The organism is Pseudomonas sp. BIGb0558 (genome assembly GCF_024807515.1).
In the GTDB taxonomy this organism is placed as follows: Bacteria; Pseudomonadota; Gammaproteobacteria; order Pseudomonadales; family Pseudomonadaceae; genus Aquipseudomonas; species Aquipseudomonas yamanorum_A.
Genome location: NZ_JANUEW010000045.1, coordinates 1 through 14,087 on the forward strand (window position 1 = coordinate 1; position 14,087 = coordinate 14,087).

General features: G+C 60.9%; 17 protein-coding genes. 9 read left to right on the forward strand and 8 right to left on the reverse strand.

The genetic code is table 11. The features are described from left to right. Positions 1-127: 127 nt before the first annotated feature. Positions 128-1,144 carry a DUF4917 family protein gene (locus tag M2400_RS29565; protein ID WP_259201010.1) on the reverse strand — a complete coding sequence of 339 codons (1,017 nt, stop codon included), beginning with the start codon at positions 1,142-1,144 and terminating at the stop codon, positions 128-130. A gap of 127 nt (positions 1,145-1,271) precedes the next feature. On the opposite strand from M2400_RS29565, the gene yiaY reads away from it, so the two are divergent. The 6 genes from yiaY to M2400_RS29595 all read left to right on the forward strand — a co-directional run bounded on the left by yiaY (position 1,272) and on the right by M2400_RS29595 (position 7,870). Then, entirely contained in the window at positions 1,272-2,420 is a 1,149-nt protein-coding gene (gene yiaY, locus M2400_RS29570) for an L-threonine dehydrogenase (protein WP_177045143.1), read from the forward strand. 108 nt (positions 2,421-2,528) lie between these two features. Further along, on the forward strand, positions 2,529-3,203 hold the full coding sequence (locus M2400_RS29575; protein WP_177045139.1) for an NAD(P)H-binding protein: 675 nt from the start codon (positions 2,529-2,531) through the stop codon (positions 3,201-3,203). Further along, positions 3,204-4,115, forward strand: a complete 912-nt coding sequence (locus M2400_RS29580) for a LysR substrate-binding domain-containing protein (protein WP_259201007.1) — start codon at positions 3,204-3,206, stop codon at positions 4,113-4,115. Positions 4,116-4,350: 235 nt separating this feature from the next. Then, positions 4,351-5,544 carry a CaiB/BaiF CoA-transferase family protein gene (locus M2400_RS29585; RefSeq protein ID WP_177045135.1) on the forward strand — a complete coding sequence of 398 codons (1,194 nt, stop codon included), beginning with the start codon at positions 4,351-4,353 and terminating at the stop codon, positions 5,542-5,544. Continuing rightward, positions 5,541-6,479: a hydroxymethylglutaryl-CoA lyase gene (locus tag M2400_RS29590; RefSeq protein WP_259201005.1), complete on the forward strand. Its 939-nt coding sequence runs from the start codon at positions 5,541-5,543 to the stop codon at positions 6,477-6,479. Before M2400_RS29585 ends, M2400_RS29590 begins: the two co-directional genes overlap by 4 nt. Before the next feature lie 59 nt (positions 6,480-6,538). Next, positions 6,539-7,870: an MFS transporter gene (locus tag M2400_RS29595; protein WP_177045131.1), complete on the forward strand. Its 1,332-nt coding sequence runs from the start codon at positions 6,539-6,541 to the stop codon at positions 7,868-7,870. On the opposite strand, the gene M2400_RS29600 is transcribed toward M2400_RS29595, so the two are convergent. Beyond that, complete coding sequence (locus M2400_RS29600; RefSeq protein WP_177121709.1) at positions 7,871-8,359, reverse strand: DMT family transporter; 489 nt, start codon at positions 8,357-8,359, stop codon at positions 7,871-7,873. Positions 8,360-8,436: 77 nt separating this feature from the next. Between M2400_RS29600 and M2400_RS29605 the strand changes: the two genes are divergently transcribed. Then, complete coding sequence (locus tag M2400_RS29605; RefSeq protein WP_259201013.1) at positions 8,437-9,345, forward strand: LysR family transcriptional regulator; 909 nt, start codon at positions 8,437-8,439, stop codon at positions 9,343-9,345. Between the two features lie 6 nt (positions 9,346-9,351). On the opposite strand, the gene M2400_RS29610 is transcribed toward M2400_RS29605, so the two are convergent. Both M2400_RS29610 and M2400_RS29615 read right to left on the reverse strand, forming a co-directional pair. Next, positions 9,352-9,636, reverse strand: coding sequence for a type II toxin-antitoxin system RelE/ParE family toxin (locus M2400_RS29610; RefSeq protein ID WP_259201004.1), 285 nt, complete (start codon positions 9,634-9,636; stop codon positions 9,352-9,354). Further along, complete coding sequence (locus tag M2400_RS29615; RefSeq protein ID WP_259201003.1) at positions 9,626-9,865, reverse strand: CopG family ribbon-helix-helix protein; 240 nt, start codon at positions 9,863-9,865, stop codon at positions 9,626-9,628. Before M2400_RS29615 ends, M2400_RS29610 begins: the two co-directional genes overlap by 11 nt. A gap of 209 nt (positions 9,866-10,074) precedes the next feature. On the opposite strand from M2400_RS29615, the gene M2400_RS29620 reads away from it, so the two are divergent. Beyond that, positions 10,075-10,602: a DUF4142 domain-containing protein gene (locus M2400_RS29620; protein ID WP_003212082.1), complete on the forward strand. Its 528-nt coding sequence runs from the start codon at positions 10,075-10,077 to the stop codon at positions 10,600-10,602. Between the two features lie 55 nt (positions 10,603-10,657). On the opposite strand, the gene M2400_RS29625 is transcribed toward M2400_RS29620, so the two are convergent. Next, positions 10,658-11,071, reverse strand: coding sequence for a low affinity iron permease family protein (locus tag M2400_RS29625; protein ID WP_177045125.1), 414 nt, complete (start codon positions 11,069-11,071; stop codon positions 10,658-10,660). Positions 11,072-11,247: 176 nt separating this feature from the next. Between M2400_RS29625 and M2400_RS29630 the strand changes: the two genes are divergently transcribed. Then, positions 11,248-12,030 carry a GNAT family N-acetyltransferase gene (locus tag M2400_RS29630; RefSeq protein ID WP_259201002.1) on the forward strand — a complete coding sequence of 261 codons (783 nt, stop codon included), beginning with the start codon at positions 11,248-11,250 and terminating at the stop codon, positions 12,028-12,030. Here the strand turns inward: M2400_RS29630 and M2400_RS29635 are convergent, their stop codons facing one another. From M2400_RS29635 to M2400_RS29645, 3 genes are all read right to left on the reverse strand, one after another. Then, the gene (locus tag M2400_RS29635; RefSeq protein WP_259201001.1) at positions 12,031-12,531 is read right to left on the reverse strand and encodes a methylated-DNA--[protein]-cysteine S-methyltransferase; all 501 of its coding nucleotides are present in this window, start codon (positions 12,529-12,531) and stop codon (positions 12,031-12,033) included. Positions 12,532-12,622: 91 nt separating this feature from the next. After that, positions 12,623-13,033: a type II toxin-antitoxin system HicB family antitoxin gene (locus tag M2400_RS29640; protein WP_177079561.1), complete on the reverse strand. Its 411-nt coding sequence runs from the start codon at positions 13,031-13,033 to the stop codon at positions 12,623-12,625. A 130-nt stretch (positions 13,034-13,163) separates the two neighbouring features. Then, positions 13,164-14,072, reverse strand: coding sequence for a LysR family transcriptional regulator (locus M2400_RS29645; RefSeq protein ID WP_259201000.1), 909 nt, complete (start codon positions 14,070-14,072; stop codon positions 13,164-13,166). Positions 14,073-14,087: the final 15 nt, after the last annotated feature.

A 14,087-nucleotide genomic window follows, 5' to 3' on the forward strand; every position in this document is an offset into this window, starting at 1 on the left:
CATAATGTGTCAACCATGTCCCCGCACATGTGTCCACCATGTGTCCGGTCCGTACACGCTTTTGCAAAGTGACTCGCTGTAAGAGCGAAACCATAGGCGGCCGTTACCTAAATAACGGATATGCCCATCACCGCTCCACCGGCACCGAAAGCCCCGACTTGCCAAGCGCATGACTACGCGCATCAAAAAACCGCAACTCCACATCCATCCCCTCAAACAGCTCGGCAAAACGCCGCTTCTGCTGCTGGATAAACCCCGCACTACGACCAAACACCGAAATCGCCAAAGTGCTGACTTTCGCCTGCCGAATCGCCTGCACAAGATGCACATCCTGCACGCCGAGGTGATGCCCGAAAATGCAAAGCCCACCCTCATGGCTCAACAACTGCTCATAACAGAACGACAAATAGTCAGAACTGCGGATGGTCTTGAGCTTCTCCTCAACCTTCCCTTCGCTGACAAACAACGGCACATCATCCAGCGTCTTGATCGTATTGTTGATCGCAAAACTGCTGAGCAACGTGCTGTCTGTGGTCGGCAATTTACGCGCCGTACCATCAAGGTTACGCACCAGATGCAGGCCACCATGCAGGTACAAAATGCGCGTGGTGTCGCTGGCAGTATTACGCAGGTCAAAGCTCGCATCGGCACTGCGAAACAGATCGTCGATCCCAGGCGCATGCAGGATCGCCCAGTAGTTCAGCAGGTCATAATTGCTGGTGAACACCGTGGGGTAACTCGCCAGCTCTTGATGAAGGGTCGCCAACGTCGAAGGCTTCACCAGGCGCCACGGAATGTGCACGCTGTGGATCGTGTTGATCAGCGCTTCCTTGATCGCGTAGTAGCGATTACGCGGCGCCGCCGAACTCACGGCCAGGGCCTTGTTCACCCGGCTGGTGGTTTTCAGCGCGCCCAGCACCTGCTCGAAACTGCGGGTCTGCATCGCGTCAAACACGCTGAGTTCGGATTGGCTCAGGGGTTTTTCTTCCACGGTGCGGGCGTTTTCAAACAGCGAGTCGTAGGCAAAGTCTTCCCACACTGCGCGGCTGGCGCCGTTGCCGATCAGGATCCCGCTGAAGGCGGTACTGCTGCGCAAGGCGTTCCAGTCTTCAAGGTGGGCATCAAAATCCTGGGAATCCTTCATTGCGGCGGGTCTACTCAAAATCGGCTGGGCGGTGACTTTATCACGAGCGGGCGTTGATCCTGGTCAAGATGCCGCAGGCAATCGAGGTCGATGCTGTAGGCATAACGACTTTCGAGGATTCGCCACCATGAGCAGCACCTTCTTCATTCCCGCCGTCAACATCATGGGCATCGACTGCCTCGACGAAGCCATGATCGCGATTCGCAACTACGGTTTTCGCAAGGCACTGATCGTGACCGACGCCGGGATGGCCAAGGCCGGTGTCGCCAGCATGATCGCCGAGAAACTCGCGATGCAAGACATCGACTCGGTGATCTACGACGGCGCCAAGCCCAACCCGAATGTCGAAAACGTTGAAAAAGGCCTGGCGTTGCTGAAACAGAGCGCCTGCGATTTTGTGGTGTCCCTGGGCGGTGGCTCACCCCATGACTGCGCCAAGGGCATTGCCCTGTGTGCGACCAACGGCGGGCACATCGGTGACTACGAAGGCGTCGACCAGTCGGCCAAGCCGCAACTGCCGCTGGTGGCCATCAACACCACCGCCGGCACCGCCAGCGAGATGACGCGCTTCTGCATCATCACCGACGAAACCCGCCACGTGAAAATGGCCATCGTCGACCGCAACGTCACGCCGCTGCTGTCGGTCAACGACCCGGCGTTGATGGTGGGCATGCCCAAGGGCCTGACCGCCGCCACCGGCATGGACGCGCTCACCCACGCCATCGAAGCCTACGTGTCCACTGCGGCCAACCCGATCACCGACGCCTGCGCGATCAAGGCCATCGAACTGATCAGCGCCAATCTGCGGATCGCGGTGCGCGACGGTAAAGACATGGCCGCCCGGGAGAACATGGCCTACGCCCAGTTCCTCGCCGGCATGGCTTTCAACAATGCGTCCCTGGGGTTCGTGCACGCCATGGCCCACCAGTTGGGCGGCCTGTACGACTTGCCACACGGCGTGTGCAATGCGGTGTTGTTGCCCCATGTGCAAAGCTTCAACGCCAGCGTCAGTGCCGAGCGCCTGAGCCATGTGGCCCGGGCCCTGGGTGCAGACATCAAAGGCACGTCGCCGGAAGAAGGCGCCCAGGCCGCCATCGCGGCGATTCGCAGCCTGTCCCAGGATGTCGAGATTCCCGCTGGCCTGCGTGAACTGGGCGCCAAGTTGCAGGACATCCCGCTGCTGGCGAGCAACGCACTGAAGGACGCCTGCGGCCTGACCAACCCACGGCGGGCGGATCAGCGTCAGATTGAGGAGATCTTTCGCAGCGCGTTTTGATCAGGACAGCGGCAAGCTGCAAGCTTCAGGCAACAAGCTGCTAAGGTATGAGCCTTGCTGCTTTTAACTTGAAGCTTGCGGCGTGATGCTTGCCGCTGAGGTCCCCCTATGAGAGTTCTGCTATTCGGCGCCACCGGCATGGTCGGCCAAGGCGTGCTACGCGAGTGCCTGCTGGCCAGTGATGTGCAGGAAGTCGTCGCCGTCGGCCGTACCGCGCTGACCCAGGAACACGGCAAGCTGCACCAGGTGCTGCATGCCGATATGTTGGATTTCCAGCCCCTGGAGCATCTGCTGCAAGGCTTCGATGCCTGCTTCTTTTGCCTGGGCGTGTCTTCGGTGGGCATGGACGAAGTCAAGTACACCCACCTGAGCTACGACCTGACCCTGGTGGCCGCCAGCACCCTGGCCCGGCTTAACCCGCAGATGACCTTTATCTACGTGTCCGGCGCCGGTACCGACAGCAGCGAAACCGGTAAAACCATGTGGGCCCGAATCAAGGGCAAGACTGAAAACGCCTTGCTGCGCCTGCCGTTCAAGGCGGTGTATCTGTTCCGCCCCGGGGTGATCCAGCCGCTGCACGGCGTGCGTTCGAAGACCCCGCTCTACCAATCCCTCTACACCGTGACCGGCCCGTTGTTGTCGTTGCTGCGCCATGTGCGACCGGCCTGGGTGGTGAGTACGGAAACCGTCGGCCGTGCGATGCTCTCGGCCGTCCGGCATGGTGCACCGCAACCGGTGGTGGAGCAGGCCGACATCAACCGCCTGGCCAACGAGCGCGCCTAGATGCTGCACAAAAGCCTGGTTCGCCGCCTTGACTTGATCACCCTGCAGCTGTTCGTCGCGGTGCATGAAGAAGGCACCCTGACCCGCGCCGCCGCCCGTGAGGCCATCGCGGTCTCGGCAGCGAGCAAGCGTTTGATGGAGCTGGAACAGGTGTTGGGCGTGAGCCTGTTTGTGCGCCAGGCCAAGGGCATGCACCTCACGGCCGCCGGCGAGACCTTGCTGCACCATGCCCGGCAGATGCTGTTCAACGTCGAGAAGATGGGCCTGGAGCTGGGCGAACACAGCCATGGCGTGCGCGGTTATGTGCGGATGCTGGCGAATCTCTCGGCGATCATTCAATTCCTGCCTGAGGATTTGCGTGACTTTTCCGCGCTGCACCCACAGGTGAAAGCCGACCTGGAAGAGCGTCCCAGCAATGGCGTGGTCCAGGGTGTGATCGATGGGGTTGCGGACCTGGGCATCTGCTCCAGTGACACCGACACCAAAGGCCTGCCCGGCGTGACCTATCGCCGGGACAAACTGGTGGTGTTGATGCCGGCGGATCACCCGTTGGCGGCGCGCAAGGCAGTGGCTTTTGTCGAGACGCTGGACAGCGACTACGTGGGGCTGCATTCCGCCAGTTCGATCAACATGCGCACCCACGCTGCGGCACGGGAGGCGGGCAAGGTGCTGCGCCTGCGGATCCATGTGCCGGGTTTTGATGCGATGTGCCGGATGGTCCAGGCCAACATGGGCATCGGCATCCTGCCGCAAAAGGCCTATGAACTGTTTGGTCGGGCGCTGGGGTTGCATGCGGTGCCGCTGACGGATGCCTGGTCGGACCGCAGCCTGATTCTGGTGGTGCGTGATGAGGCGCAGCTGTCGCCGGTGAGTCGGTTGTTGTTCGATTATTTGCGTCGGGAGCCGGGCTAAGCGAAACGCTGCTGGCCTCATCGCGGGCAAGCCCGGCTCCCACAGTTGACCGAGTTGTTTGGGGAAAAATCGATCCCCTGTGGGAGCCGGGCTTGCCCGCGATGGCGATTTAAAAAGCGCCCAAAATCCCCAAGCCTTCGCATTTCGCGAACGCTCGTTGCCAACTGACGGTTGGATTTCTGCTGCCCCTGTCCTCTAGCCTTGGCCCACATTCCAAGAACAAGAGGTACACCCCATGACGGCTCCCCTGAGCGGTATCAAGGTGATCGAGATCGGCACCCTGATTGCCGCGCCGTTCGCCGCCCGGCTGATGGCCGAGTTTGGCGCCGAGGTGATCAAGATCGAAGCCATGGGCCAGGGCGATCCGCTTCGCAAATGGCGAAAGCTGCACGAAGGCACGTCGCTGTGGTGGTACCTGCAATCGCGCAACAAGAAGTCCCTGGCCCTGGACCTCAAGTCCGCCGAAGGCCTGGACCTGGTCAAGCAACTGCTGGGCGACGCCGACGTGCTGATCGAAAACCTGCGCCCCGGCGGCCTGGAAAAACTTGGCCTGGGCTGGGACGTGCTGCACGCCCTCAACCCCAAGCTGACCCTGGTGCGCATCTCCGGCTACGGCCAGACCGGCCCCTACCGCGACCGCCCCGGCTTTGGTGCCATCGGCGAGGCCATGGGCGGGATTCGCTACACCACCGGCAACCCGGATTCGCCACCGGCGCGGGTCGGTGTGAGCCTGGGTGATTCCCTGGCCTCGTTGCACGGCGTGATCGGCGCGCTGATGTCGCTGCTGCGGGTCAAGACCGGCCAGGGCGACGGCCAGATTGTCGACGTGTCCCTGGCCGAAAGTGTGTTCAACCTGATGGAAAGCCTGGTGCCCGAATACGACATGCTCGGCCATGTGCGTGAGCGCAGCGGCGGCGCCTTGCCGGGCATCGCACCGTCCAATACCTACCTGACCGCCGACGGCGCCTACGTGGTGATCGCCGGCAACAGTGACCCGATCTACAAGCGCCTGATGACCACCATCGGCCGCGCCGACCTGGCCGAAGCCCCCGAGTTCGCCCACAACGACGGCCGCGCCGCCAAGAGCGGCCTGCTCGACGCCGCCATCACTCACTGGACCAGCAGCCAGCCCATCGACCAGGTGCTCAGCGCCCTGGAAGCCGCCGAAGTACCGGCGGGGCGCATCTATTCAGTGGCCGATATCGTCGCCGACCCGCACTACCAGGCCCGGGACATGCTGCTCAGCGCCGACCTGCCCGGCGGCCTCACGGTGAAGATGCCCGGCATCGTGCCCAAACTGTCGGAAACCCCCGGCGCCGTTAATTGGCAGGGCCCGAGCCTGGGCCAGCACACCGACTCGATCCTCGGCGACCTGGGCTTGAGCGGTGCCGATATTCAACGCCTGAAAACTTCAGGAGTGGTGCAATGAAAAACTATTCCGATGCCTTGATCGTGCAGGAAGTCTCACCTCGGGACGGCCTGCAAATCGAGCCGACCTGGGTCGAGACCGCCGACAAGATCGCCCTGATCGATCAGCTGTCCCTGGCCGGTTTTTCCCGGATCGAAGCGGGTTCGTTCGTGTCGCCCAAGGCCATTCCCGCCTTGCGCGATGGTGAGCAGGTGTTCCAGGGCATCACTCGCCGCCCCGGGATTGTCTACGTGGCCTTGATCCCCAACCTCAAGGGTGCCCAGCGTGCCATCGAGTCCCGGGCTGATGAGTTGAACCTGGTGATGTCCGCCAGCCAGACCCACAACCTGGCCAATATGCGCATGCGTTGCGAGGCCTCGTTGGCCGCATTCAGCGATATCGTGAGCTTTGCTGCCGACTTTCCGGTGCGCCTCAACGGCAGCATCGCCACCACCTTCGGTTGCCCGTTCGAAGGCAAGATCGACGAAGACCGCGTGCTGCAATTAGTCGATGCCTACCGCGAGCTGGGCATCCAGGGCATCAGCCTGGCGGACACCACCGGCATGGCCAATCCACGTCAGGTGGAGCGCCTGGTCAAGCGCGTGCTGGAACGTGTTCCGGCCAGCGATTTGACCCTGCATTTCCACAACACCCGCGGCCTGGGTTTGTGCAATGTGCTGGCTGCCTACGAAGCCGGTGCCCGACGGTTTGATGCGGCATTGGGCGGCCTCGGCGGCTGCCCGTTTGCCCCAGGTGCGTCGGGCAATATCTGCACCGAAGACCTGGTCAACCTGTGCGAGGAAGTCGGGATTCACACCGGTATCGACCTGCCGCACTTGCTGCAGATGTCGCGGCTATTGCCGGCCCTGCTGGGCCATGAACTGCCGGGCCAGGTGGCCAAGGCCGGGCGCAACTGCGACCTGCATCCGCCACCGGCCTACATCGCCACTTTGTAAGCCGTAACCAGACAACAAAAACAATCGGACGCCTGCGAGCAGTCCGCTGGAGAGAAACAATGAGCCTTAATACGTTGGAGGCCGGCGTGCGCCCGGCCGCTGAACACGATGCCGAAAAAGCCCTGGTCAGCAAGGTCGCCTGGCGCCTGATGCCGCTGATCATGGTCTGCTATCTGTTCGCATTTTTTGACCGCATCAACATCAGCTTCGCCAAGTTCCAGTTGCAGACCGACCTGAGCCTGAGCGACACCGCCTACGGCCTCGGCGCCGGGCTGTTCGTGGTGGGCTATGTGATCTTCGAAGTGCCGAGCAACATGATGCTGTACAAGGTCGGCGCCCGCCGCTGGATCGCGCGCATCATGATGTCGTGGGGGCTGGCGACGGCGGCCATGGTCTTTGTCACGGCCGAATGGCAGTTCTACGCGCTGCGTTTCATCATCGGTGCGATGGAGGCGGGGTTCGCGCCGGGCGTGTTGTATTACCTGACCCTATGGTTCCCGCAGCACTACCGTGGGCGCATCACGTCGATGCTGTTTCTGGCGTCGGCGTTTGCCGGGTTGGTGGGCGCGCCGTTCTCCGGGCTGGTGCTGGAACACCTCGATGGCGTGCTGCAAATGCGCGGCTGGCACTGGTTGTTCTTGCTCGGTGGCTTACCCTGTGTGGGCCTGGGATTCATGGTGCTCAAGCTGCTCAAGGACCGTATCGAGGATGCCCACTGGCTGACCTCGGCGGAGAAGACCTTGCTGGCCAGCCGCATCGCCGTGCATGAACCCCACAAGAGCGGTGGCTCGCTGCTCGCGGCACTGCGTATTCCCGGGTTCCTGATGCTGGGCTTTATCTACTTCCTGATCCAGGTGGCGTCCTACGGCCTCAACTTCTGGGCGCCGCAACTGATCCGCAGCGCCGGTACCCAGAGCCCGGTGATGATCGGACTGCTGACGGCGATTCCCTACGTCTGCGGCGCTATCAGCATGGTGGTGATCGGGCGTTTGTCCGACGCTACCGGCGAGCGCCGCAAGTTCGTCAGCGGCTTGGTCGCACTGGGCGCGGTAGGGTTCTTCTGTGCCGGTATTTTTGCTGATCACACCACGTTCCTGATCGTCGCCCTGAGCCTGCTGGGCGCCGGGATCATCGCCTCGATTCCGACCTTCTGGACCTTGCCGCCGAAGTTGTTGGCCGGTGCCGGTGCAGGCGCGGCGGGCGGGATCGCGGTGATCAATACCCTCGGCCAGTTCGGCGGCATTGTCAGCCCGGTGATGGTCGGCCGGATCAAGGACCTGACCGGCAGCACCACGCCGGCGCTGTATGTCATCGGTGTGTGTGCGCTGATTGCGGCGGCGCTGTTGCTGTGGGGCTTGCCGCAAAAACTGCGCACCCTCGACAAGCGCTGATCAGCCCGCAGTTACCAGTGACCGGGTGGGCGTGGCGCTGAATTGAATCAGTGCCACCCCGCCGATCAACATCAACGCCCCGATCAACCGGGGCGCGGTCAATTGCCGCTCCACCAGCCCGAACAGGCCGAAGTGGTCCAGCATCAACGACGCTATGATCTGCCCGGCCATCGCCAGGGCGATAAACCCCGAAGCGCCAAGCTTGGGCATCAGGATCAACGCCAGCGAAATAAAGCACACGCCGAACGCACCGCCGCTCCACATCCACAGCGGCGCCTTGGTGATAAAGCCCAGGTTGGGCAGCGGCAGGCGCAGGGCCAGGATCACCGGCAGCAGCACGATGATGCTCACCAGCAGCGAGGCGAGGGTGGCCCACAGCGGATGGCCGAGGCCGCGCCCCAGGTTGGCGTTGATCGCACTTTGAAACGGCACCACCGCCCCGGCGAACGCCGCCAGCAGCAATAAACCCACCCAATGCAAGGTTGTCATGATTCATCTCCCAGAGGTTTTGCTGGACTCTAGGCTATTCGTCGCGCAAATTTAAATTCCAAGTTCTTATGCAGAACATGCAGCTGATGAATGATCTTCGACGCATCGACCTTAATCTGCTGGTGATCCTCGACACCTTGCTGACCGAGCAACACGTGACCCGCGCCGCCGAGCGCCTGCACCTGAGCCAGCCGGCGGTGAGCCACGCCCTGGCGCGGCTGCGGGATTTGCTCGGGGACGCGTTGCTGGTGCGCCAGGGCAGTTCGCTGGTGCCCACCACCCGCGCGCTGGAACTGACGATGCCGCTGGCGCAAGCATTGGCCCAGGTACAGGCGCTGCTGGCGCCGAATCGCTTCGATCCGGCCTCGGCCAAACGCACCTTTCGGGTGGCCATGTCGGACTACAGCGCGGCGATTTTCCTGCCGGGGCTGGTGCGCACCTTGCGTCGGGAAGCGCCGGGGATTGATTTGCAGATTATCCAGGCCAGCCGCGAAGGCATGCTGGATGGCGTGCTCAACGGCGACATCGACCTGGCAGCCGGGGTGTTTCCCGACATGCCCGCCGAACTGCGCAGCACGCCGCTGTTTGAAGAGCATTACGTGTGCCTGGTGGATCGTGCCAGCCTGCCGGAAAGCGGCGTGCTCGACCTGCCGACCTACCTGGCACGGCCCCACGTGTTGCTGGAAATGCGCGGCAGCGGCACCCCGGAAATCGAACGGGCGCTGACGGCGATTCGTGAGCGCCGGCACGTGGCTATCAGCTTGCCCCACTGGGGTGTAGCGCCGCAGTTGATCCAGGGCACGGACCTGATCCTTACCGTGTCGTCGCGCGGGCTGCTCAACATGGATCACGAGCAACTGCTGACGGTGCCGCCGCCGTTTCATATTCCGTCGTTTGCGTTTGTGTTGGCGTGGCATTCGCGTCGGGATGGGGACCCGGCGTTGCAATGGCTGAATGGGCAGGTGCAGGTCGTGATACAGGGTTGATCGGCGTTACCAACTGTTCGGTGGTTGGCGCCGTGTGTGAAATATTCGAAGAACCTGTAACCGTCCCTCGCGAATACGATATGGCACGAGATAGGGCCAGCGTGGCATCACCCACTCACGTGTACCAGGAACGCGTCCTTCTCGCCCCATTGCCGGAAACTCCGCAACGTGCTCAAGCCCTGTCCGGACGGCCAGAACAAACTCATAAGCCGCTTTGGGGTTTTCCTGGGCGATGTAAGCCGCTTCGTCATCAAGATTTTTGAGTGCCGTCTTCAGCCACTCAACGCGCATTGGCACGCCATTTGTTCGCTACAGCGTCTACTTCGGCGGCAGTTGCAAAGTCACCCGAATCGGCTTCTTTCAACGCCTTTTGAATTTCCTCGATTTGCCATGCTTCACGCGTCAGGTATTCGCGTAGCGCGTCGACGGCCAGGAACGATTTGCTGCGTCCGGTGGCCTTGGCGAGGCTGGCGAGTGTTTCGGAGATGTCTTCAGGTAGACGTAATGACATTACCGACATAAGTGCCTCGATGTAGTGATGTGTAATACAACATACTACATTGTCACCGTTGCATCTTTGTGTCCCGTTCGTCAGGACTACTCCTCGGTAAGACCTGACTACCGTTCGTCGCACTAACAAGTTTTTTCTAAACCTTTACCGCCTTCAAAATTCAGATTCAGAGCGGGGCTCGTTTCCCTGCACCTGTTTATTACCTGGAGGAACCCATCATGAGCCGCATGGCTATCCGGTTACGCACCGCCAGTTTCGCGATGCTGCTGGGCCTCGGCGCCAGCAATGCTTTCGCCCAGTCGCCTGCCGATTTCATCGAACAGGCTTCGGCCAAGGGCATGGCCGATATCGAGACTAGCCGCATGGCACACGCCAAGACTTCGTCCCAGGAGATCAAGGACTACACCATCGAAGTCATCAATGAACGCACCCTGGCCAATCAGCATCTGGCCGCCATCGCCAAGAAGCTCGATCTGCCGGTGGCCCCGCGGGACAAGATCGTCGACAAGGCCGAGTCGCTGATGCCGGAGCTCAAGGACGGCGACTCCTTTGACGCTGCCTACACCGCCCAGCAGATCAAGGCCAATGAAGACGCGATCGCCCTGTTCAAGCAGGAAGGCGCCGAGTCCGATATCCCGGAAATAAAGGCCCTGGTGGACGAGACCCTGCCGAAGTTGGAAGAACGCCTGGAGAAAGCCCGGGCGCTGGCGTCGACTTACGGAAAAGGTCACCAAGGCGACGGTTGATTGCCTTGAGTACGCTATAAAAAACGGCGACTGGATTACTCCAGTCGCCGTTTTTTTATGCCTGGTTCAGGTCGGTTTTGGGCTGTTCACCTTCAGTCGTCAGCGTGGTGACGGTGATGGTCTCGTTGTCGCCCATGGTCTTGTATTCCTTGCGTAATTTCTCAAGCTGCTTGCGATCCAGGCCGTCCAGGCTCAACACGGCGTTTTGCGCGTCCTTGGTAGCGCGCAGCAGTTCGTCGATCTTGATATGCAAAATGTCGTTGTCGCGGTTTTGGGTGTTCTGGATCAAAAACACCATCAGGAACGTGATGATGGTCGTGGAGGTGTTGATGATCAGCTGCCAGGTGTCGTTGTAGTGGAAGTACGGCCCGCTCAAGCTCCACAGGAGGATCAATCCCACGGCCGCGTAGAACGTGCGGGCACTGCCTGCCCAGCGGGACAGGGACTGTGAGATGGCGGAGAATTTCATGACCGTTTTCCTTTTAAGGTGGGTGATGAAAATACTGACCGCAGAGGTGCTCTGAAATTTCTTTTTACAATTGGTTGTTTGAACAAAATTGTACATTTTCTGCAGGGGCTTTCGGAGTGATCCTACGGTGGCCTGACGCGGCGCGGGGAAGACTTGGTTTTTTTCCGGACTTCCCTATGCACCTCACCGCAGCCTGCGACTTGGCCACGCTCTATCACCAGACCGACGAGCATTTTTTTGCGGCGGTCTGTCCGTTGCACCGCCGCTACAGCGCCGGTGTAAATGCCTATTTTATCGATGTGGATCCTGTCCCGTGGAACCTGTTGATTATCCGGGTGGGCAGTGCCGTGTTGGACGAAGCAATGGTGGAACCGCTGGCCTTGATCCGCCGGACCTCGTTGGGTATACGTGTGGTGATTCATGACGATCAGGTCGAAGGCCTTCAGGAGGCGCTGACGGGGCTGAGCTTTGTTGCGCTCGACAGGACCACGGCGATGGTCCTTGATCTGTCGACGTTTATCCCTTCGGTGTCAGGCAGCCACTTGCAGATCAACCTGACACGGCATTTGAGCGACTGGGCCGGCCCGGTAGGCAACGCATTCAGGCTGACAGAGGATGCTATCGCAAACTACCAGGCCCGGCATCAGCGAGCCCTGGACAGCGATGAAAGCCTTTACCACTTCACACTGTCAGTCAACGCCATTGTGGTGTGTTCGTTGACGTTGTCGATGTGCGACGGGTTGGCCAGGCTCAACGATATCGGCACCGATATCGCCGACCGCGGTAAAGGTTATGCCACGCAATTGATTCACACCGCACTGGCTCACGCCCAGACCCTGGGCGCCCGACGCTGCTTTCTTGAGGCTGCGCCGGAAGGTGTGTCGCTTTATCGCAAGCTGGGGTTCAAAGGGTTGTTCGGGAACCAGGCGTTCGTGCGTGGTCCCGTGGTCCAGGCGTGATCAGAGAGTGGCGTTTGCCGCGTCGCCGTTCTCCAGCTCTAACAAATACTGCTTGGCCTCAAGGCCGCCAGCGAACCCGGTCAACCCGCCCGAGGCGCCGATCACCCGATGGCACGGCGCGACAATCGAAATCGGGTTGCGCCCGTTGGCGGCGCCTACCGCACGCACTGCTTTGGGGTTGCCGATCTGTACGGCGATCTGGCTGTAGCTACGGGTTTCTCCGAACGGAATGGTCAACAACGCCTGCCAGACCTTCTTCTGGAAGTCGGTGCCGGCAAAGTCCAGTTCCAGCTCGAAACGGTTGCGGGTACCGGCGAAGTACTCCTTCAACTGGCGCTCGGTTTCCTGCAATACCGGGCTGTCGTTGGCTTCTTGCAGGGCGCCCAGCCGAACACGGTTGGGACGCTCTTTTTCCCACAGGATGGCGGTGAGTTTTCCGTTACGGGCCACGAGGGTCAACTGGCCGACGGGGGAGGGCATGAGCGTGTATTCACAGGACATGGTCGGGCTCCTTGAGGGGGTATGGCGTTACTGTAAATCCGCCGGTCCATGGTGGAACTACGTTTCTTGCGGTTGAATTCAGGTGCTGAGGTTAGCGGTCCTGTTGCAACACCTTGAGCGCCGCAGAAGCAAGAAACCCCGACCGGCTTTTTTCTTCCGGGTGATGCAGGACGTATTCGTCAATGCGGTTCAGCAGGTAGCCGGGCAACGTGATGTTGAGTTTCTGTGCCTTGCCCAGGTACTTGGTGACGTCAATATCCACCACCGCCCAGGTGCAGCCGGCGTATTGCGGATTGGCTGCGTGGAGGGTGACTTTCTGCGCAGCAGGAATGGGCGCACCGTCTTCTGCGAGGATCTCGAAGTGGCCCTCGATCGCTTCACGGGCCATGGCCATGGCATCGTCGAGGTCGTCTCCGGCCGAGAAGCAACCGGGAATGTCCGGGACTTCCACACCCCAGGCGTGGTCTTCGTCACCGGTTGAAATTGCGATTGGGTACAGCATTTTGGGGCCCTCAAAAGGGTATTCACTATAGCTACCAATATTGAGTTATCAACACCGTACCTACCATTTGAGAGAGCCGACTTTTCGCGCTGATGTGTAGGAATTGTACGAGTCACTTCGTGACGGGTTTTTAGGCGTCTTTGCGAGCCTGCAACAACTCATCAATCACTGTCAAAAATGCCGTGACCATCAAGCTGCGCCCATCAGTACGCGTAAGCACAAGCAACTGCGCATACGCATCCGGATCTACCAACGGCCGATACGTCACGCCCTTGTTCATCAAACTCTGGGTGCATGCCGGCACCAGCGCCACACCTTGCCCTGCCGCCACCAACGCAATGATCGAAGTGATCTGCCGTCCCGTTGGCCCGGCACGCAATGGTAAACCCTTGTGCCGGTAAAGCTGCTCGATCGACTGGTTAAGCCCCGAGCCGTAATCGGCGGGAAACAGAATCAGCGGATACCCACTCAGTTGCGCCAGGCTGACTTCGGCCTGGCTGGCCAACGGGCTGTCGCTGGACACCGCCGCCATCAGCCGCTCCTCGCCCAACGACAACGCCTGCACGTGCGTCTGGCCCTCCTGGGGCAGCAAGCGGCTCAGGCCGATATCCAGGCGGCCATCAGCCACCTGCGCGCCCAGGCTGCCGGAGGCGCACTCCACCAGCGTCAATTGCACATCGGGAAAGCGTTGGGCAAAGGCTTGAATCGCCTGGCTGAACAAGTCCGACAGGGCAATCGAACTGACGTAACCCAGCGCCAGTTGCCCGGCGGCACCTGCTGCGAGTTTGCCGGCGATGACTTCGGCGAGGTCGACCTGTTCCAGCACCGCCCGGGCGTAGGGCAGGAACGAACGACCCTGGGCGGTGAGCGAAACCGTGCGGCTTGTACGGTCGAACAGGCGAAACCCCAGTTCACCTTCCAGCGCGGAAATCTGCCGGGTCAACGGCGGCTGGGCCAGGTGCAGGCGCAGGGCGGCGCGGCCGAAGTGCAATTCTTCGGCGACGGTCAGAAAGTAACGCAGCTTGCGTAGGTCGAGCATCCTGGCCCCAGGGTA

Bases quoted from the DNA above. Each gene is read 5' to 3' on its own strand.
- M2400_RS29565 (WP_259201010.1), bottom strand. From the start codon at position 1,144: ATGAAGGATTCCCAGGATTTTGATGCCCACCTTGAAGACTGGAACGCC.
- yiaY (WP_177045143.1), top strand. From the start codon at position 1,272: ATGAGCAGCACCTTCTTCATTCCCGCCGTCAACATCATGGGCATCGAC.
- M2400_RS29575 (WP_177045139.1), top strand. From the start codon at position 2,529: ATGAGAGTTCTGCTATTCGGCGCCACCGGCATGGTCGGCCAAGGCGTG.
- M2400_RS29580 (WP_259201007.1), top strand. From the start codon at position 3,204: ATGCTGCACAAAAGCCTGGTTCGCCGCCTTGACTTGATCACCCTGCAG.
- M2400_RS29585 (WP_177045135.1), top strand. From the start codon at position 4,351: ATGACGGCTCCCCTGAGCGGTATCAAGGTGATCGAGATCGGCACCCTG.
- M2400_RS29590 (WP_259201005.1), top strand. From the start codon at position 5,541: ATGAAAAACTATTCCGATGCCTTGATCGTGCAGGAAGTCTCACCTCGG.
- M2400_RS29595 (WP_177045131.1), top strand. From the start codon at position 6,539: ATGAGCCTTAATACGTTGGAGGCCGGCGTGCGCCCGGCCGCTGAACAC.
- M2400_RS29600 (WP_177121709.1), bottom strand. From the start codon at position 8,359: ATGACAACCTTGCATTGGGTGGGTTTATTGCTGCTGGCGGCGTTCGCC.
- M2400_RS29605 (WP_259201013.1), top strand. From the start codon at position 8,437: ATGCAGCTGATGAATGATCTTCGACGCATCGACCTTAATCTGCTGGTG.
- M2400_RS29610 (WP_259201004.1), bottom strand. From the start codon at position 9,636: ATGCGCGTTGAGTGGCTGAAGACGGCACTCAAAAATCTTGATGACGAA.
- M2400_RS29615 (WP_259201003.1), bottom strand. From the start codon at position 9,865: ATGTCGGTAATGTCATTACGTCTACCTGAAGACATCTCCGAAACACTC.
- M2400_RS29620 (WP_003212082.1), top strand. From the start codon at position 10,075: ATGAGCCGCATGGCTATCCGGTTACGCACCGCCAGTTTCGCGATGCTG.
- M2400_RS29625 (WP_177045125.1), bottom strand. From the start codon at position 11,071: ATGAAATTCTCCGCCATCTCACAGTCCCTGTCCCGCTGGGCAGGCAGT.
- M2400_RS29630 (WP_259201002.1), top strand. From the start codon at position 11,248: ATGCACCTCACCGCAGCCTGCGACTTGGCCACGCTCTATCACCAGACC.
- M2400_RS29635 (WP_259201001.1), bottom strand. From the start codon at position 12,531: ATGTCCTGTGAATACACGCTCATGCCCTCCCCCGTCGGCCAGTTGACC.
- M2400_RS29640 (WP_177079561.1), bottom strand. From the start codon at position 13,033: ATGCTGTACCCAATCGCAATTTCAACCGGTGACGAAGACCACGCCTGG.
- M2400_RS29645 (WP_259201000.1), bottom strand. From the start codon at position 14,072: ATGCTCGACCTACGCAAGCTGCGTTACTTTCTGACCGTCGCCGAAGAA.